Source organism: Amycolatopsis sp. NPDC034160, from assembly GCF_055575355.1.
Genome location: NZ_JBVISU010000018.1, coordinates 79,150 through 98,062, shown reverse-complemented (window position 1 = coordinate 98,062; position 18,913 = coordinate 79,150). Strand labels below are relative to the sequence as shown.

The following is an 18,913-nucleotide window of genomic DNA, read 5'->3' as shown; positions in this document are numbered from 1 at the left end:
ACCGCTCAGAAGATCGACCAGCCGGTCAGTGTGGTGAACCGGTCCAGCGCCGCGACCCCCGCGACGGAGTTGCCGCGCGGGTCCAGCCCCGGGCTCCACACACAGACAGCGCACCGGCCGGGGACGATCGCGACGATGCCGCCGCCGACCCCGCTCTTGCCGGGAAGTCCGACGCGGTAGGCGAATTCGCCGGCCGCGTCGTAGGTACCGCAGGTCAGCATCACCGCGTTGACCCGCTTGGCCGCGCTGAGCCCGAGCAGCCTGCTGCCGTCGTTGCGGACGCCGTGACGGGCCAGGAACAGCGCCGAGCGCGCGACGTCTTCACAGTTCATCGCGATCGAGCATTGACGCACGTACTGGTCGAGGACGTCAGGCACCGGACGGCGCATGTTCCGGTAGGACGCCATGAAGTACGCGAGCGCGCGGTTGCGGTCGGCGTGCCCGGCCTCCGACGCGGCGATCTCGGTGTCGATGCCGATGTCCGCGTGACCGCTTTCCTCGCGGAGGAATCGGAGCAGGGTTTCCGCCGCGTCGCCGTGATGCGCCAGCTCGTCGGTCACCACCAGCGCGCCGGCGTTGATGAACGGATTGCGCGGGATCCCGTCCTCGTTCTCCAGTTGCACCAGCGAGTTGAACGGGTTGCCGGACGGTTCGCGGCCCACCCGCGTCCACACACCGTCGCCGTGGGAGAGCGCGAGCGCCAGGGTGAAGACCTTCGACATGCTCTGGATGGAGAACGGCGTCCGCCAGTCACCGACGCCGTGGACCCGACCGTCCACTTCGGCCACCGCCATCCCGAATCGCCATGGATCGACCCTGGCCAAGGCCGGGATGTAGTCCGCGACGGAGCCGCGACCGATCTCCGGCGCGACGTCGTCGGCGATCCGGTCCAGCAGCGCTGCGAGGTCCACGGCGGTAGCGTAGGAGGCCGTCTTCGCGCGCGAAGATCGGGGTTCACCCGTGAACTTGTCAAATCGAAAAGGGAAATACCAGGAAAACCGCCGAAGTGACGTGCCGCACACCTTAAGTCTTCCTTAGCAGTGTTGGTGACGTGCCGCACACGCTCTAGCGTCTGGCAACCATGGATTCCTCGCTGCTCACCGAAAAGGGTGAAAGCTACTCGAAAGCGCTGGGCAACCGCCAAGTGCAGATGATCGCCATCGGCGGCGCGATCGGCGTCGGGCTTTTCCTCGGTGCCGGTGGAAAACTCCACCAGGTCGGGCCGTCGCTGGTCCTTTCGTACGCGCTCTGCGGCATCGCCGCCTACTTCGTGATGCGCGCACTCGGTGAGCTCGTCCTGCACGAGCCGACCTCCGGCAGCTTCGTCACCTACGCCCGCAAGTTCATCGGGCCGTGGGCCGGTTTCGCCTCCGGCTGGATGTACTGGGTGAACTGGGCGATGACCGGCATCGCGGAGATCACCGCGGTGGCGATCTACGTGCACAAGTGGCTGCCCGACGTGCCACAGTGGATCACCGCGCTCGTCGCGCTCGGCGTGCTGATCCTGGTGAACCTGCTCTCGGTGAAACTGTTCGGTGAGCTGGAATTCTGGTTCTCGGTGGTCAAGGTGCTCGCCATCGTGGTCTTCCTCGTCACCGCGGCCGGTCTGGTGCTCACCGGCGCCGACATCGGCGGGACCCAGGCGGGCGTGCACAACCTGACCGCCCACAATGGATTCTTCCCGGCGGGTATCGGTATCGCACTGATGACGTTGCAGGCGGTCATCTTCGCGTATTCGGCGATCGAGGTCGTCGGCATCGCGGCAGGCGAGACCAAGGACGCCCGCAAGGTGCTGCCGAAGGCGATCAACGGAGTGGTCTGGCGGATCGGCGTGTTCTACGTCGGTTCCGTGCTGATGCTGGCGATGCTGCTGCCCTGGCCGTTCTACAACGGCGGCGAGAGCCCCTTCGTCACCGTCTTCTCGCGGCTCGGGATCCCCGGTATCGGCGACGTGATGAACGCCGTCGTGCTCACCGCCGCGCTGTCGAGCTGCAACTCCGGGCTTTATTCGACCGGCCGCATCCTGCGCGCGCTGGCGGACAAGGGTGAAGCGCCGAAGTTCGTCGGCCGGATGAGCGGCCGCCACGTGCCCTACGGCGGCATCCTGTTCACCTCCGCCGCCTACGTGCTGGGCGTGGTACTGAACTATCTGGTGCCGAAGGACGCTTTCGACATCGCGATCGCGATCGCCTCGCTCGGCGTGATCACGACCTGGGCGACGCTGATCTTCTGCCAGATGCGGCTGCGTCAGGCGGCGTTGCGCGGGGAGCTCGAACGGCCGTCCTACCGGATGCCGTGGGCGCCCTACAGCGGCTGGGCGACGCTCGGCTTCCTCGCGCTGGTCGTGGTCCTGATGGGCTTCTCCGACGGTGCGGAGAAGATCGCGTTCTACTCGATCCCGGTGCTGGTCGTCGTACTGGCCGTGGGGTGGCGGATCGTCGGGAAACGGCAGCGAGTGAGCTGACGACGGTCTTGGGTCTCGTGAGTGGTAATGACGGTTAGAACCATCATTGCCACTCACGAGGCTGGTCAGCTGGAGGTGGGGAAGTTGAAGCCCGCGGTCCCGCGTCCGGCCGGGTGGGGCCACCGGGTGGTGACGACCTTCGCCCGTGTGTAGAACCGCACGCCTTCCGGGCCGTGGATCGGGCTGTCCCCGATGAGGGAGTCCTTCCAGCCGCCGAAGGAGTAGTAGGACATCGGCACCGGGATGGGCACGTTCACCCCGATCATCCCCACCTTGACCTCACGCTGGAACCGCCGCGCCGCCTCACCGCTGCCGGTGAAGATGGCGGTGCCGTTGCCGTAGGGGTTCGCGTTGATCAGCGCGATCGCCTCGTCCACAGTGGACACCCGGACGATGCCGAGCACCGGTCCGAAGATCTCCTCGCGGTAAGCGGCCATCTCCGTGGTCACATGGTCCAAAAGGGACGGTCCGACGAAGAACCCCTCAGCGTGACCATCGACCCGCAGCGCCCGGCCGTCGACGACCACGGTCGCGCCCTGTTCCGCGCCGAGGGCGACGGAGTCGATCACCCGCTGCCGCGCGGCCTGGGTGACGACCGGCCCCATGTCGTTGCCGTCGTCGTGGCCGGGGCCGACCTTGATCTCGGCCGCCTTGCGTTCGAGGATCTCGACCAGTTCGTCGCCCGCCGAACCGACGGCGACACCGATGGAGATCGCCATGCAGCGTTGCCCGGCGGAACCGAAGGCGGCGGCCGTGAGGTGGTTCGCGGCGTACTCGAGATCGGCGTCGGGCAAGACCACGGCGTGGTTCTTGGCTCCGCCGAGCGCCTGCACGCGTTTGCCGGTGGCTGTCGCGCGTTCGTGGACGTACTTGGCGATCGGAGTGGACCCGACGAACGACACGGCCGCGATGCCGGGGTGGTCGAGGATCGCGTCGACCGTGACCTTGTCCCCGTTGACGACGTTGAAAACGCCGTCGGGAAGACCAGCCTCGGCGTACAGCTCGGCGACCAGCCGGGACGCGGACGGAACGCGCTCGCTGGGCTTGAGTACGAACGTGTTGCCGGTCGCGATGGCGATCGGGTGCATCCACAGCGGGACCATGATCGGGAAGTTGAACGGAGTGATCCCGGCGACGACCCCGAGTGGCTGCCGGAAGTCGTGCACGTCCACGTCCCGCGAGACCTGGCTGGAGAAGCCGCCTTTCAGCGCGTCGGCGATCCCGCAGGCGTACTCGACGATCTCGCGGCCGCGGGTGATCTCGCCGCGCGCGTCGTCGAGCACCTTGCCGTGTTCGGCGGAGATGATCCGGGCGAGTTCGTCCTCGTGCTTCACCAGCAACTCGCGGAAGGCGAACATCACCTTCGTCCGCTGCGACAACGAAGAATCGCCCCACGCCTCGAAAGCCTTGCCCGCGGCCGCCACCGCGGTGTCCACTTCGGGCGGTTCCGCGAGGAGTACTTCAGCCTGCGGACGGCCCTGGGCCGGGTCGTACACCAGGGCGGTGCGAGTGGAGCCCGCCGTCGTCGCGGTGCCGTTGATCCAGTGTTCGATGGTCTTCACGCGTTGTCCTCCACAGGTGTTCACAGCAGCCCGACGGCCGTGTCGACGGCCTTGGCGACGTCGCCGTCGTGCGGGTAGAGCAGGGACCGGCCGACCACGAGGCCCTGCACGGTCGGCAGCGCGAGCGCCCGCTGCCAGGCGGCGAACGCCGCGTCGGGATCCTTGACCTCGCCGCCCAGCAGGACGGCGGGCAACGTCGAGGCGGCCAGCACCCGCTCCATGTCCTCGACCACCGGGAGTTTCAGCCAGGTGTAGGCCGACGAGCGGCCGAGGCCGGAGGCGATGGTGATGGAGCGGATCACGGCCTCGGGGGAAAGGTCGTTACGGAGGCGTCCGTCGACCCAGTCGGCGAGGAACGGCTCGACCATGGCGATCAGTTTCCGGTCCGCCAAATCGTTGACCGCGTTGGCGGTGTTCTCGAGGACGGCAGGCGTCGCCGGGTCGGTCAGGCAGATCCGGGTGAGCGTCTTGCCGCCGTCGAAACGCATCCGCTCGATCGCTTCGGCGTCGTAGCAGGCGAAACGGTCGTCGACCTCGAAACTCGATCCGGCGAGGCCGGTGCGGTTCATCGAACCGATGACGGTCTTGCCGTCGAGGACGCCGAGGATCAGCAGGTCGTCGATGATGTCCGGGGTCGCCAGCACCCCCGTGACGCCGGGGCGCTCCAGCGCCAGGCAGAGGCGGTCCAGCAGTTCGCCGCGGTCGGCCATCGCGAGTGGGTCGGAGCCGACGCCGTTCGCGCCGCGCGCCGGATGGTCCGCGGCGATGATCATCGCCGCGCCCTTGTCGTTGAACGGCGATTTCGCGCGGACCCGGCCGGCGGCGGCCGCCGCGATGGACTCCGGATCGCGCACCCGCGCGGCGACTACCCGCCGTACTGTGTCGGACACTGTTCGTTCCTCCCGGCTCGCGTGGTCTCTCGACCTTCGCAAGAGGTCAGGGACTTTGTCAAGACATATGGACATAAGGTCATAACGACCACGGCGCCTTCGCGGTAGGCTCCGCGCATGAATCCCTGGGTGCCCGGCGAGATCGAGGTGGATCCGAACCGCCCGGAGCCGCTGTACTCTCAGGTCGCCCGGCAGCTCCGGGCCGCGATCGAGGACGGCAGGCTGCCGAACGGCGCGCGGCTGGACAACGAAGTGGAACTGGCCGCGCGGCTCCATCTGTCGCGGCCGACCATCCGGCAGGCGATCCAGTCACTGGTCAACCAGGGGCTGCTCGTCCGCAAACGCGGCGTCGGCACACAGGTCGTCCGCACCAAGGTCGCCCGGCCGCTGCGGTTGAGCAGCCTCTTCGACGACCTCAGTGAACTCGGCGACAAACCGGAGTCCGTCATCCTGGTCAACCAGGTCGAGCCCGCCGGTGAGGACGCGGCCGAGCGGCTCGAAACACCGGGCCTGACCCAGGTCCGGCGGCTGAAGCGGGTGCGCTCGACCGACGGCGAACCGCTGGCGATCATGAACAACTACCTGCCGGACGGCATCATCGACCCCGGCGACGACGAACTGCGGGACAAGGGGCTTTATCAGCTACTGCGCTCCGCGGGCGTCCGTTTGCACGCCGCCCAGCAGAACGTCGGCGCCCGGGAAGCGACCGAGGAGGACGCCGAACTGCTGGGGGAGAAGCCGGGAGCGGCACTGCTCACCATGCGGCGCACCACGTACGACGACGCCGGCCGGGTCGTCGAGTACGGGTGGCATGTCTACCGCGCCTCGCGCTACTCGTTCAATCTCTCACTGACCAACAACGTCTGACGGCTTCGGCGCGGGATCGCGGTCCAGATCGCTTTCCAGCGCCGCGTACACCGACGGGCGGAACCGGCGCAGCCAGCCGGCGAGCGCGAGCCCGGCGAGCGCGACGACCAAGAGCAGCCATGGCAACTGCGGGACGACGCCGTTGCTCGACCCGGCGAGCGTGGGGAAGTTGACGACGGCCAGCGTCACGATGACTCCGAGCCCCACCGCGCCCAGTCCGGGTGCCAACAGCGTCTTCACGATCCGGCGGTCGCGGGTCCGGCGGAAGTGGACCAGGATCGCCACCGCCGCGAACAGTTGCAGGGTGAGGATGCCGAGCGTGCCGAAGCCGGTCATGCTCGCGGTGAGGTCGGCGACCGGGTCGAGCCCGGCGAGCCGGAAGCCCAGTGCCACCAACGATCCGAAGGCCAGCTGGACGATCGAGGCGTAGCGCGGCGCGCCGGTGCGCGGATCGGTCCTGCCCAGCAGGCGCGGCAGCACGCCGACCCGGCCCAGCGCGTACAAATAGCGGGTCGCCGAATTGTGCAGCGCCAGCAACGCCGCGAACAGGCTGACCACCAGGAGCAGCAGCATCACCTTGGTCAGCGGGCCACCGAGATACTCCTGGGCGACCGAAAGCACGAGATCCCCGCTCGAAAGATGCGCGACGGCGACGTCCTGCGCCTGTTCGGCGCCGATCGCGCTGACGACGGCCCAGGTCGTGAACGCGGCGAACACCCCGATGAACCCGATCGCGATGTAGGTCGCCCGTGGGATCGTCCGCTGGGGATCCTTGGCTTCTTCGCCGAACAACGCCGTCGCCTCGAACCCGATGAAAGCGTTGGCGGCGAACAACAACGCCAGCCCGCTCGCACCCTGGAACAAGACGGAAGGACTGAACGCGGCGAAGGAGAAGCCGTGCCGGAACAGCACGCTGAAATCCATGATCAGCAGGATCGACACTTCGAGAACGAGGGATACGCCCAGCACTTTCGCGCTGACCGCGATGCCCCGCCTGCTGAGCAGAAGGACCAGCACGACCGAAAGCGCGCTCCAAAAGATCCAGTCGAGGTGGAGCCCGAAGACGTCGTCGATCGCGGTGGAGGTGAAGAAACCGCTCGTGCCGATCGCGCCAGCGACGAAACAGTTGTAACCGAGCATCGCGACGAAGCCGGCGACGAGCCCCGGAGTCCGGCCCAGCCCCTTGACCACGAAGGCGTAGAACCCGCCCGCGCTGGTGAGCACCTTCGACATCTGCGCGTAGCCGACCGCGAACAGCAGCAGGACGACCGTGGCCAGCAGGAAGGCCGCGACCATGCCGCCGCCGTTCCCGACCGCGATGCCGATGGCCGCGATCACGACCATCCCGGTCAGCGGCGCGACCGCGGCGAGCACGAGGAAGACGATGCCGGGTACGCCCAGGACGTTCTTGGCAAGCGACGTGTCGTCTCGGCTCATTCGCTGCTCCTCGTCTCGGCTGGACAGCCAGTATGGGAGCGGCGAGGAGGCCGGGTTTTGTCTTTGCGTGCGAACCTGTTGTCAGGGACCGTGTCTGTAGAGAGGGAAGGCAAACTCCACGGACTCCGCGCTTGAGACTGCCGGTGAGGAGTGGGCTGGGGTGGTCGTGGTGGATTCGGCGGGAGCGGAAGGGTGCGGGTCCAGTTGGTCGTGAGTGGCGATTCGGGTTAGAACCCGAATCGCCACTCACGACCAACTGGACCCACCCCTCACCGGAAGCCTCAAGCCCGGCGTAAGCCCGGGGTGGGTTGCGGCCCGGCGAGATCGAGTGTTCCTCCAATCACCGATCACGATCCCCGCGCCGCGGGAAATGACGGCCACCCGTGCGGACGCTCCAGGATTTCGATGGTCGCCTGATCGACCAGGAAATACTGCCCGCCGTCCTCGCGCGGATTCGTATACGCCGCCGTCGCGATCAACCGGCCGAAATCCGCCATCACCGCGATGGGGTAACCACCGTCGAAGATCTCGCCGTGCGCGGCCGTCGCGACGGTCCCGGTTTCGTACCAGGTGACGAAATACTGCGCCGGTCCGGTTTCGAACACGCGCAGTGTCGCCTCTTTCTGCCGGACACCGGCGAAATCTCCGGAGACACCCGTCCAGATCATCGTCGTCCGGTCCGCGTAGTGCTGCTCCAGCACGTTCCCGGAGCCGTAGTGGAAGTTCGCGCGGAGTCCGACGAGGTCGGTGCTGAGCGGATGGGTCCCGGTCACGGGGAAGAAGCGGACGTCGAGTCGCACGGGCGGAAACCTCCGGATCGCTGGTATCCGCAGGTTTAGCAGCCCGTGTCGGCTCGATCGTTGTCCGGCGAAGCGATCCTGTTGTCGGTGAACGCGAGGATCAGTCGAACTTGCCGGGCTGGTAGTCGCCCGCCGGCGTCCCGGCGATGACGTTGAGCCGGTTGTACGCGTTGATCGTGGCGATCAGCGCGATCAGGGCGCCGATCTGCTCGTCGTCGTAGTGCTTGCGCACCTGCGCCCAGGTCTCGTCGCTGACGCCGTGGTGCGCGTCGGCGATCCGGGTGCCCTCCTCGGTGAGCGCCAGCGCCGCGCGCTCGGGCTCGGTGAACACGTTCGCCTCCCGCCAGGCGGCGACCAGGTTGAGCCGCACCGAGGTCTCACCGGCGTGCGCGGCGTCCTTGCTGTGCATGTCGGTGCAGAAGCCGCAGCCGTTGATCTGGCTGGCGCGCAGCTTCACCAGCTCCTGGGTCGCGTGCGGCAGGGAGGACTCCTCGATCGGACGGTTCGCGGCACCGAGACGCTTGACGTACTTGAGGATGACCTCGTTCTCGAACAGGTTGACGCGCGGTTCCATGATCTTTCCTCTCCGTCGGTTCCTGCACACATGACGAGCCCGGCGAGGAGGTTGTGACAGCTTCCGAAGTGATCCGTGTCACTCGACACGCATCAATGACCATGCACGTCTGAACGCACCAGATGCGTGAAAGTGCGCTAACAGCGCATTGACGTTGCACAAAACTGCACCTAACGTGACAGCTACTGCGCACAACTGGCACGGAGGGGGAGTTCATGAGCGGGACCTTCATGGCGGCGGAGATCGCGAGCCAGCCCGGCTACTGGCGGGACGCGGCGGCGCTGGCCTCGGCGAACACGGATCTGCTGCCGCCGCCGGGCGCGCGGGTCGCGATCGTCGGCTGCGGTACGTCGTGGTTCATCGGCCAGGCGTACGCCGTCCTTCGTGAGAGCGCCGGGCTTGGCGAAACCGACGCTTTCGCCGCGTCAGAGTTCCCGGTAGGCCGCGGCTACGACCACGTCGTGGCGTTGACCCGGTCGGGGACGACGACCGAGGTCCACGCCCTGCTGGCGAAGCTGCGGGGCAAGACGCCGACGATCGCGATCACCGGCGTGCCTCGCGAGATCGAGGCCGCGGCGGACACCATCGTCGACCTGTCCGTGGTGGACGAACGTTCGGTCGTGCAGACCCGCTTCGCCACCACGGCGCTGGCGATGTTGCGGGCGCACCTCGGCGAGGACCTGAGCCAGGCGATCGAACAGGCCGAACGCGTACTGGCCGAACCGCTGCCCGACGCGCTGATCGGTGCGGAGCAGTTCAGCTTCCTCGGCACCGGCTGGTCCGTCGGTATCGCGAACGAGGCCGCGTTGAAGTTCCGCGAGGCCTGTCTACTGTGGACGGAGTCGTACCCGGCATGGGACTACCGGCACGGCCCGATCAGCATCAGCGAACCCGGCCGCGTCACCTGGATGTTCGGGAAGGCGCCGGAAGGGCTGGCCGACGACGTCGCCCGCGCGGGCGGCCTGTTCGTCGAGAGCGGCCTGGACCCGCTCGCCGATCTGGTCCGCGCGCAGCGGGTGGCCGGGGCCATCGCCGCCCGCAAGGGGCTCGACCCGGACAACCCCCGCAGCCTCACTCGTTCCGTCGTCCTGACCTGAGGCGACCGTGATCGTCACCGTCACGCCGAACACCGCGCTGGACGTCACGTACACAGTGGACGGTCTGCGGCCCGGTGCGGTGCACCGGACGCGGGACGTCCGGCTCCGGGCGGGTGGCAAGGGGGTCAACGTCGCCCGCGTGCTCCACACACTCGGCGCCGACGTCCGCGCGGTCCTGACCGCCGGTGGCGCGACCGGGACCGCTGTCGTGGACGACCTCACGGCGGTGGGGGTCGCCGCGGACGTCGTCCCGATCGCCCGCGAGACCCGGCGCACCACCACGGTCCTGGCCGACGACGGCTCGGTCACGCTGCTCAACGAGCCGGGGCCGCGGCTCGACGGTGACGAATGGCAAGCGTTTGCGGCGGCCGTCCGGTCCCGGACCGCGGACGTGCTCGTCTGCTCGGGCAGTCTTCCGCCGGGAGCCGGGGGATACGCCGAACTGCTCGGCGAAGCACCGTCCATTCTGGACACCTCGGGTGAGGCACTGCTCGCCGGACTGGCCGGGCGCCCGTCCGTGGTCAAACCGAACGCCGACGAACTGCGCGAGGTCACCGGTCTGCGTGATCCGGTGGCCGCCGCGGCCGAACTCCGCAAGGCCGGGGCGGGCGCGGTCGTCGTCTCACTCGGCGCCGATGGCCTGCTGGCGGTCACGCCGTCGGGCACCTGGCACGCGGCACCGTCCACTGTGCTGCGTGGCAACACCACCGGCGCGGGCGACGCCGTCGTCGCGGCGCTGGCGCTGGGGCTGAGCCGCGCCGAACCGTGGCCGGACATCCTGCGCCGGGCCGTCGCGTTGTCCGGGGCGGCGGTGCTCGGCCCGCTCGCCGGGGACGTCGACCTCGCGCACTACCACCGTGAACAGGGGCTGGTCGCCGTGCGCGCCCGCCCGGATTAGGAGACCTCATGCCTCTGGTGGGAACCGGGGAGATCGTCGGCGCCGCCGCGGCGGCCCGGCACGGCTGCGGCGCGTTCAACGCGATCCAGCTCGAACACCTCACCGCGATCGTCGACGGCGCGGCCGCCGCGGAAGCGCCGGTGATCGTGCAGCTGAGCCAGAACGCCGTGAAATACCACGGCGCGCTGGCGCCGGTCGGTTCCGCGGCGCTCGCCGCGGCCAGGGCCGCCGTCACGCCGGTCGCGGTCCACCTCGACCACGCCGAATCGGCCGACCTCGTCCGCGAGGCGGTCGCGCTCGGTTTCGGCTCGGTCATGTTCGACGCGTCCGAACTGGACTACACGGACAACGTGCGCGCGACCCGGGAAGTCGCCGCGTACTGCCACGACCACGGAGTGTGGATCGAGGCGGAACTCGGCGAGGTCGGCGGCAAGGACGGCGTCCACGCGCCCGGCGCGCGCACCGATCCGGACGAGGCGGCGGACTTCGTCGCGTCCACCGGGGTGGACGCGCTGGCGGTGGCCGTGGGCAGTTCACACGCCATGCTCACCCGCGACGCCGCGCTGGACTTCGAGCTGATCGCACGGCTGCGGGAGCGGGTACCGGTGCCGTTGGTGCTGCACGGCTCGTCGGGCGTGCCCGACGAGGGGCTGGCTGAGGCGGTCCGGGCCGGGATGACGAAGATCAATATCGCCACCCAGCTCAACAAGGTGTTCACCGCGGCCGCCGTCGACGACTGGCGTGCGTATCCGGAGCGGGTCGACCCGCGGAAGTATCTCGGTGCCGGGCGGGCTGCGGTCGCCGTCGAGGTGCGGCGTTTGCTCGGTGTGCTCAGGCTTGAGCTTACTGAACCGGAAAAGGTGACGATTGAGCAGACTTTGCGCGATTGACTGTTGACATGTGCGTGAAACCTCACAAAACTGCGCAACAACAAGCAGAACTTGTGTGATCTTCGATCCAGGTGGTGGCGGATGCGGGTAGGCAAGCTCATGGCATTGACGGCGGGGGCGTCGCTTCTGCTCGCGGGATGCGGCGGCGGGGACGCGGGTGGCGGCACCGGCGAGAACGCGCTTCCGGGAGTCGATCAGTTCCTCGACGCGCCTTGTCCGGAGGCGGCGGTGAAACCCGCGACGGACAAGGAATTCACGTACTGGTCCATGTGGACGGCCGATGAGCCGCAGGGCAAGGTCCTCCAGAAGGCCTTCAAGTGCTTCCAGGAGAAGACCGGCGTCAAGGTCGACGTGCAGTGGCTCGGCCGCAAGGCCTACACGCAGAACCTGGTGCCCGCGTTGAACACCGACGCCGTGCCGGATCTGTTCGACCAAGACGTCAGCAAGGTCGGCGCGGCGATCATGACGCCGGGCGGCACGCAGAGCGTCGACGACGTGTTCGCGATGAAGGTCGGCGAGGGCGACAAGACCGTCAAGGACGTGCTTTCGCCCAGCTCGTACGAGTTCCCGCAGAACAAGGACCGCGAGGGCCACAACTTCATGGTCCCGTACACGATCCAGTCGAGCGCCTGGTGGTTCGACAAGGCCACCGCCGGTGACATCCAGCAGCCGAAGACGATGGACGAACTGATCGGGCTGTTCGACAAGGCGAAGGCCGACGGCAAGGCCGCGATCAGCCTCGACGGCGACATCCCGTTCTACAACATGTACTTCTACACTCAGCTCGCCGAGCGGTACGTCGGCGCGGGTGGGCTGTACAAGGCGGCGACCGACAAGACCGGTCAGGCGTGGAAGACCGATCCCGGTTTTCTCAAGGCCGCCGCCGAAACCGCGAAGCTGCCCAAGTACTTCATCGACGGCTGGGACGCGGCGAAGTTCCCGCAGGTGCAGCAGCGCTGGGCCGACGGCGACTCCCGCTTCCTCTACGTCGGCAGCTGGGCGCCGAGCGAAACCCGGGAATACCTGAACAAGCAGGGCGCGGGGACGAAGATCAACTACGGTTCTTTCCAGTTCCCGATGCCCGCCGGCGCCACGCACGACACCGTCGAGCAGATGTCGATCGGCTTCTCGGTGACCAAGAAGGCCAAGCACGCCGAGGCGGCCAAGGCGTTCATCGCCTACTTCCTGAACAAAGACCTGCTTTCCGGGATCCCCGCGGTGGCCGACAACCTCGTGCCGCGCGCCGACCTCGCCGTGCCGGACGACCTCAAGCAGGTCAAGGCCGCGCTGGACGATCCGAAGAAAGAACACGTGCTGCAGTACGACGGCATCGACGGTATCGCCGGCGGCAAATGGCAGACCGACGTCTTCGACCCGGCCGACATCGCGCTGCTGAAGGGGCAGCTCACCCCGGAACAGTTCGTGGACCAGCTCGCCACCAAGGGCGCCGAGTTCTGGAAGAACCAGGGTTGATGGCCACGGTCACGACGCCAACGACACCGAAGGCGCGGGCTCCGGAGGCCGGGGCCCACCTGCGCCGCAAGAAACGGCTGTTCTGGCCGTTCGCCGCGCCCGCGTTGGTGCTGTACCTGGCCTTCCTGGTGCTGCCGACGATCGCGACCGTGGTGCTGAGCTTCACCAGCTGGGCGGGTGCCGGCGACACCCCGGAACCCAACGGTGTCACGAACTACACGCAGATGTGGTCGAGCGACTCGTTCCAGTACGCCTTCCGCAACACGCTGATCTACGTGTTCCTCGGCGGGATCGGCACGTTCGCGCTGGCGTTCCTGTTCACCATGGTGTTGCGGGACATGAAGGGCGGGAAGACCGTCCGCGCCATCCTGTTCTTCCCCAACATCGTGGCACCGGTGGCGCTCGGGATGTTCCTCGGCTTCGTTTTCAAGTACCAGCCGGGGAAACAGGGGCTGGCGAACTACGTGATGGAAAGCCTCGGCGCGGACGCGGCGAAGTTCCTCGCACCGGCCAATGTGACCGGTGTGGTGACGGCTTCCCTGATTTGGGCGAGTTCGGGCTTCTACATCACCATCCTGATGGCCGCGGTCGACCGGATCCCGCCGTATCTCTACGAGGACGCCGAACTGGGCGGCGCGTCGCCGTGGCAGAAGTTCCGCAACATCACCCTGCCGATGACCTGGGACGTCGTCGGCGTCGCCGGGGTGCTGTGGACGATCAACGCGCTCAAGATCTTCGAGCTGGTGTTCGTACTGGCCGGGCCGGGTACCTACGCACCGCCCAACGAGGCCTGGACGCTGGGGATCTACGTCTTCGACCGGACCTTCGGCTCGAACGGCACCCCGGACTTCGGTGCCGCCTGTGCCTGCGCGGTGGCGATGATCGCGCTGGTGTCCGTGCTCGTCGTCCTGCTGCGCCGGTTGATGCGCCGTGACGCGATCCAGTTCTGAGGGAGACGACATGTCCGTCACCGACGTCGAGGCGCCCGCGCGCCCACCGGCGAAACCGGTGCGCAAGCCGCCACGCAAACCGCGTCCGGCGCCCGGCTCCAAGAAATTCAGCCCGTTGCGGGTGCTGGGTTCCACGATCGTGTGGCTGTTCACCGCCGGGAACATCCTGGTGCTGTACTGGCTGCTCACGGCGTCGTTCAAGACGCCGGTGGAGATCTTCACCAAACCGTTCGCCCTGCCGTACCAATGGTTCCACGTCGGCAAGCCGTTCCGGAACTTCATCTACGCCTGGAACAACGCCGGGTTCGGCGACGCCGTGGTGACCACCGTGGTCCTGGTCGGTCTGGCGACGGTCGTGACGGTCGCCGTCTCGGCGCCTTGCGCGTACGCGCTGACCCGGCTGGGTGTCCGCGGCGCCGGGTCGATGACCAACGTCGTCGCGATCGGCATGGGTGTGCCGTTCCAGACGGTGATCATCCCGCTGTTCGTGGTGCTCAGCGAAGTGCACCTGGACAACGAGTACGGCTTGTTCGTGCTGTACGTGGCGCTGTCCATCCCGTTCACGGTGTTTCTGATGACCGGTTTCTTCCGGTCGCTGCCGGACGAACTGGAGGAAGCGGCCGCGCTCGACGGCGCGTCGCCGATGCGCACGTTCTTCTCGGTCATGCTGCCGCTGACCCGCGGGGGCATGATCACCGCGCTGACGCTGAACGCCATCGGCCTGTGGAACGAGACGTTGCTGGCGATCGTGTTCCTCAAGGACCAAGCGCATTTCACGCTGTCCCGCGCGCTCTTCACCTTCTACGGAGCCGCGAGCTACCAGTCGGAGTACGGCGGGCTGATCGCCGGGGTGGCGATCGTCGTGCTCCCGATGCTCGTGCTCTATCTCGTGCTCGCCCGCCGGATCATCACCGGCCTGACCCTCGGCGCCGGAAAGTAGGACCTGATGGCCACTGTGACCTTCTCCGACACCACGCGGTTCTACGCCGGGGTGGACCGCCCGGCGGTCGACGGCCTCGACCTCGAGGTCGCCGACGGCGAATTCCTGGTACTGGTCGGCCCTTCCGGCTGTGGGAAGTCGACGACACTGCGGATGCTCGCCGGGCTGGAAGGCGTCGACGACGGTTCCATCCACATCGGCGACCGTGACGTCACCGAACTGCCGCCGAAGGACCGGGACATCGCGATGGTGTTCCAGAACTACGCGCTCTACCCGCATATGACGGTGGGGGAGAACATCGGCTTCCACCTCAAGCTCGCCAGGCTGGGCAAGGCCGAACGCGAACGCAAGGTGCGTGAGGCCGCGGCCGTGCTCGACCTGACCGAATACCTCGACCGCAAACCCGCGAAGCTGTCCGGCGGGCAGCGACAGCGCGTCGCGATGGGCCGGGCGATCGTGCGGGAACCGAGTGTGTTCCTCATGGACGAACCACTGTCCAATCTGGACGCCAAACTCCGGGTGCAGACCCGGACCCAGATCGCCTCCCTGCAGCGGCGGCTCGGCATCACGACGCTCTACGTCACGCACGACCAGGTCGAGGCGATGACCATGGGGGACAGGGTCGCCGTGCTCAAGGACGGGATCCTGCAGCAGTGTGACACGCCGGTCGGGCTGTTCGCGCGGCCGGTCAACGTGTTCGTCGCCGGGTTCATCGGCTCGCCCGCGATGAACCTGCTGGAGACCACTGTGGACACCGACGGCGCCGTCGTCGGCGGAACGCGGCTGCCGCTGACCCCGGCGCAGCGGTCGGCGCTGACCGGTCCCGGCATCGTCGTCGGTGTCCGGCCCGAAGGCTGGACGATCGGGGACGGCGGTTACGAGGCCGTCGTCGAGGTCGTCGAGGAACTGGGCAGCGACCAGTACCTGTACTGCCGGGACGGCGACCGCGTACTGACGGTCCGCACCCCGGGGATGGCTCCTTGGCAGCGGGGCGAGCCGATCTCGCTGACGCCGCAACCGGGGGCGGTGCAGCTGTTCGACGCCACGACAGGCGACAGGCTTCCGGACGCATGACCCGCCTGTACCGCACCGGGCTGGTGCTCCCGGCCGCCGAACTGGGCCCGGAGAACCCGTTGCCGCCGTTACGGAAACCCGAGGCGGTGGCGAGAGTGTCCAATGTGGACGAACTGCCGCCGGACCTGGCGGAGGGCATCGGGTACGGCCGCTTGGACACCACGCTGCCGTGCCTGCTGCAGGACGGCTACACCCGCGAGCGCCCCGAACGCGAGCTTCCGGCGCTGGTGCTGGAGAACGACCGGCTCCGCGCCACCGTGCTGCCTTCGCTCGGTGGGCGGCTGTATTCGCTGGTCCACAAACCGTCCGGCGGTGAACTGCTCTACCGCAATCCGGTGTTCCAGCCCGCGAACCTCGCCCTGCGGGACGCGTGGTTCGCCGGTGGTGTCGAATGGAATCTCGGCAGCACCGGGCACACCACGCTGACCTGCGAGCCGATGTTCGCCGCGGAGATCGAAGGTCCGGACGGCACGCCGGTGCTCCGGCTGTGGGAGTGGGAACGGACCCGCGATCTGCCGTACCAGATCGACTTCTGGCTGCCGGACGGTTCGGACCACTTGCTCGTGGCGGTGCGGGTGCGGAATCCGCATCCCTATGACGTCCCGGTGTACTGGTGGTCGAACATCGCGGTTCCGCGGAACGACGGCACACGGGTGCTGGCACCCGCGACGCAGGCATGGCACTACGGCTATTCGGGGCGGCTGGATCTCGTCGACGTGGCCGGAGACCTGACCTATCCGGCCCGCGCCGAAGCCGCGGCGGACTACTTCTTCGAGGTGACCGGAACGCCGTGGATCGCGGCCGTCGAGAGTGACGGGACGGGGCTGACGCAGCTCTCCACCGGCCGGTTGCGCGGCCGGAAGCTGTTCCTGTGGGGCGAATCCGACGGCGGGCGGCGCTGGCAGGAGTGGCTGGCTCCCGGCGCGGGCGGTTATCTGGAGATCCAAGCCGGTCTCGCGCGCACACAACTGGAGCACCTGCGGTTGGCGGCGGGGGAGAGCTGGGACTGGCTGGAGGCCTACGGTCCGGTGGCCGCGGATCCCGCGCTGGTGCACGGGGACGACTGGACGGCCGCCCGAGGCGCGGTCGCCGCGGGACTGCCGTCGGCCGAGACGCTGGACGAGTACCACGGCGCTTGGCGGAAGATCGCCGACGTCACCCCGGAGTCCTTCCTGGCCACCGGATCCGGCTGGGGCGCGCTGGAGAACCGGCGGGCGCCGATGTGCCTGCCGGGGACGCCGTTCCCCGACGAATCACTCGGCCCGGAGCAGGAACCGTGGCTGGCGCTGCTCGACGGGACGCCGCCGGACGGGGATCCGCTCACCGCCCCTCCGTCGACGCTGGTGAACCGGTACTGGGCGGATCTCATGGAGTACGCCCCGAAGAACTGGCTGACCTGGTATCACCGCGGCGTCGCGCACTGGGCGGCCGGACGGCAGTCGGACGCCGTCCGCGCCTGGCGGGAGTCCGTCGCCGCCGACGAGAATCCTTGGGCGCTGCGGAATCTCGCGGTCGCCACGGCCGGCCCCGAGGCCGCCTGGCTGTACCGGCGCGCGGTCGCCCTCGCGCCGTCGCTGCGTCCCTTGGTCGTCGAGGCCGCCGCGGCGCAGCTCGCCGCCGGACTGCCGCGAGAAGCGGGAGAACTGCTGGACAGGCTGCCCGTGGAAGGGCGGATCGCCCTCCTGACCGCGAGAACCCGGCTAGCCCTCGGCGACATCGCCGGAGCCAAGGCCGTTTACGACACCGGGTTCGAGGTCGCGGACATCAGGGAAGGGGAAACGTCTCTGTCGGACACCTGGGCGGCGGTTTCGGAGGAACCGCTGCCGGAACAGTACGACTTCCGAATGAAGTGACCGGCCGGGCCGCTGACCGGCGTGCCGCACGCGGTGGACAACCGCGATGCAGCATACTGCTCGAAACAGTGGCCAACAGCGCAACCTCATGCGCGATAGGCCGCAGCGAGCTAGGAGTGGCGCGAATGGCCCGGCACGAACGGCTGAGCACCCTGCTGGACCTGCTGGGGCAGCGGGAAAAGATCGACGTCGAGGACGTGGCCGAGGAGCTGAACGTCTCCGCGGCCACCATCCGGCGCGACCTCGACCACCTCGCGGAACAGCAGCTGCTCACCCGCACCAGGGGTGGCGCGGTGGCCAACGATCTCGCCTACGACCTGCCGTTGCGGTACAAGACCGCCCGGCACGTGCCCGAGAAGCAGCGGATCAGTGTGGCCGCGGCGGCGCTCGTGGCGCAGGGCATGGTGGTCGGCCTCAACGGTGGCACGACCACGGCCGGGGTCGCGCGGTCGCTGGCGACGCGGTCCGATCTGGCCGGTCTCCGCGATTCGCCCGGGCTGACGGTGGTCACCAACGCGCTGAACATCGCGCACGAACTCGCTGTGCGGCCCCATGTGAAGATCGTCGTCACCGGTGGTGTGGCGCGTCCGCAGTCGTTCGAGCTGAGCGGCCCGCTGGCCACGCGCGTCCTCAGTGAACTGACGATCGACCTGCTGTTCCTCGGGGTGGACGCGTTCGATGCCGAGGCAGGTGCTTTCGCCCACCACGAGGGTGAAGCGAGTATCAACCGGCTGATGGTCGAGCGGGCGGAACGCGTCGTCGCGGTCGCCGACGGTTCGAAGCTGGGCCGCCGCGCGTTCGCCCGGATCTGCGCGACACCGCAGGTGCACGCCCTGGTCACCGATTCCAACGCCGATCCGAAGGTACTGCGGGCTTTCGAAGCCGCGGGAGTCGAGGTTCAGGCGGTCTGACCAAGTCCGTGAAGGCCCTTCCCTCGGCTCAGCTGAGCAAACTCGACCACACCTTCCCCGGTACATGATGGCCCCCTTCCTTGCGCCAGGCGCAAGGAAGGGGGCCATCATGTACTGGACGAGAGGGCGGCGGCGGTGGCCGTTCGGTACAGGTGGTCGTGAGTGGCGATTCGGGTTAGAACCCGAATCGCCACTCACGAACACCCCCACCCCCCCCTCCCCCAAAGCATCCC

Annotated in this window: 17 protein-coding genes; 11 read left to right on the top strand and 6 right to left on the bottom strand. The window is 68.1% G+C overall.

Annotation, left to right across the window (positions count from 1 at the left end; genetic code table 11):
* Positions 1–5 precede the first annotated feature (5 nt).
* Positions 6–911, bottom strand: a complete 906-nt coding sequence (locus ACZ54P_RS29950; RefSeq protein WP_465464930.1) for a glutaminase — start codon at positions 909–911, stop codon at positions 6–8.
* A gap of 170 nt (positions 912–1,081) precedes the next feature.
* Here ACZ54P_RS29950 and ACZ54P_RS29945 point away from each other — a divergent pair, with 170 nt between their 5' ends.
* Complete coding sequence (locus ACZ54P_RS29945; RefSeq protein WP_465464929.1) at positions 1,082–2,464, top strand: amino acid permease; 1,383 nt, start codon at positions 1,082–1,084, stop codon at positions 2,462–2,464.
* Between the two features lie 65 nt (positions 2,465–2,529).
* Here the strand turns inward: ACZ54P_RS29945 and ACZ54P_RS29940 are convergent, their stop codons facing one another.
* Both ACZ54P_RS29940 and ACZ54P_RS29935 read right to left on the bottom strand, forming a co-directional pair.
* Positions 2,530–4,026: a CoA-acylating methylmalonate-semialdehyde dehydrogenase gene (locus ACZ54P_RS29940; protein ID WP_465464928.1), complete on the bottom strand. Its 1,497-nt coding sequence runs from the start codon at positions 4,024–4,026 to the stop codon at positions 2,530–2,532.
* Between the two features lie 20 nt (positions 4,027–4,046).
* Positions 4,047–4,916 carry a Cgl0159 family (beta/alpha)8-fold protein gene (locus ACZ54P_RS29935; RefSeq protein WP_465464927.1) on the bottom strand — a complete coding sequence of 290 codons (870 nt, stop codon included), beginning with the start codon at positions 4,914–4,916 and terminating at the stop codon, positions 4,047–4,049.
* Positions 4,917–5,033: 117 nt separating this feature from the next.
* Here ACZ54P_RS29935 and ACZ54P_RS29930 point away from each other — a divergent pair, with 117 nt between their 5' ends.
* Positions 5,034–5,783 (top strand): GntR family transcriptional regulator, encoded by a 750-nt coding sequence (locus ACZ54P_RS29930; protein WP_465464926.1) that lies wholly within the window; start codon positions 5,034–5,036, stop codon positions 5,781–5,783.
* Here the strand turns inward: ACZ54P_RS29930 and ACZ54P_RS29925 are convergent.
* The 3 genes from ACZ54P_RS29925 to ACZ54P_RS29915 form a co-directional block, all read right to left on the bottom strand.
* Positions 5,763–7,220: an APC family permease gene (locus ACZ54P_RS29925; RefSeq protein ID WP_465464925.1), complete on the bottom strand. Its 1,458-nt coding sequence runs from the start codon at positions 7,218–7,220 to the stop codon at positions 5,763–5,765. The two genes, ACZ54P_RS29930 and ACZ54P_RS29925, sit on opposite strands and share 21 nt — an antisense overlap.
* A gap of 347 nt (positions 7,221–7,567) precedes the next feature.
* On the bottom strand, positions 7,568–8,020 hold the full coding sequence (locus tag ACZ54P_RS29920) for a MoaF C-terminal domain-containing protein (protein ID WP_465464924.1): 453 nt from the start codon (positions 8,018–8,020) through the stop codon (positions 7,568–7,570).
* A 100-nt stretch (positions 8,021–8,120) separates the two neighbouring features.
* Positions 8,121–8,594 (bottom strand): carboxymuconolactone decarboxylase family protein, encoded by a 474-nt coding sequence (locus tag ACZ54P_RS29915; RefSeq protein WP_465464923.1) that lies wholly within the window; start codon positions 8,592–8,594, stop codon positions 8,121–8,123.
* Between the two features lie 215 nt (positions 8,595–8,809).
* Between ACZ54P_RS29915 and ACZ54P_RS29910 the strand changes: the two genes are divergently transcribed.
* The 9 genes from ACZ54P_RS29910 to ACZ54P_RS29870 all read left to right on the top strand — a co-directional run bounded on the left by ACZ54P_RS29910 (position 8,810) and on the right by ACZ54P_RS29870 (position 18,680).
* A complete protein-coding gene (locus ACZ54P_RS29910) occupies positions 8,810–9,691 on the top strand; it encodes an SIS domain-containing protein (protein WP_465464922.1) in 882 nt (293 codons plus the stop codon).
* A gap of 7 nt (positions 9,692–9,698) precedes the next feature.
* On the top strand, positions 9,699–10,589 hold the full coding sequence (locus tag ACZ54P_RS29905; protein ID WP_465464921.1) for a 1-phosphofructokinase family hexose kinase: 891 nt from the start codon (positions 9,699–9,701) through the stop codon (positions 10,587–10,589).
* Between the two features lie 8 nt (positions 10,590–10,597).
* Positions 10,598–11,479 (top strand): class II fructose-bisphosphate aldolase, encoded by an 882-nt coding sequence (locus ACZ54P_RS29900; RefSeq protein WP_465464920.1) that lies wholly within the window; start codon positions 10,598–10,600, stop codon positions 11,477–11,479.
* A gap of 81 nt (positions 11,480–11,560) precedes the next feature.
* Positions 11,561–12,952 carry an ABC transporter substrate-binding protein gene (locus ACZ54P_RS29895; RefSeq protein ID WP_465464919.1) on the top strand — a complete coding sequence of 464 codons (1,392 nt, stop codon included), beginning with the start codon at positions 11,561–11,563 and terminating at the stop codon, positions 12,950–12,952.
* A complete protein-coding gene (locus ACZ54P_RS29890; RefSeq protein ID WP_465464918.1) occupies positions 12,952–13,902 on the top strand; it encodes a carbohydrate ABC transporter permease in 951 nt (316 codons plus the stop codon). The genes ACZ54P_RS29895 and ACZ54P_RS29890 overlap by 1 nt, the downstream gene beginning before the upstream one ends.
* Before the next feature lie 10 nt (positions 13,903–13,912).
* Positions 13,913–14,842, top strand: coding sequence for a carbohydrate ABC transporter permease (locus tag ACZ54P_RS29885; RefSeq protein WP_465464917.1), 930 nt, complete (start codon positions 13,913–13,915; stop codon positions 14,840–14,842).
* 6 nt (positions 14,843–14,848) lie between these two features.
* Entirely contained in the window at positions 14,849–15,916 is a 1,068-nt protein-coding gene (locus tag ACZ54P_RS29880) for an ABC transporter ATP-binding protein (protein ID WP_465464916.1), read from the top strand.
* Positions 15,913–17,769 carry a DUF5107 domain-containing protein gene (locus tag ACZ54P_RS29875; RefSeq protein WP_465464915.1) on the top strand — a complete coding sequence of 619 codons (1,857 nt, stop codon included), beginning with the start codon at positions 15,913–15,915 and terminating at the stop codon, positions 17,767–17,769. Before ACZ54P_RS29880 ends, ACZ54P_RS29875 begins: the two co-directional genes overlap by 4 nt.
* Positions 17,770–17,894: 125 nt before the next feature.
* Positions 17,895–18,680: a DeoR/GlpR family DNA-binding transcription regulator gene (locus ACZ54P_RS29870; protein WP_465464914.1), complete on the top strand. Its 786-nt coding sequence runs from the start codon at positions 17,895–17,897 to the stop codon at positions 18,678–18,680.
* The last annotated feature ends 233 nt before the right edge of the window (positions 18,681–18,913 follow it).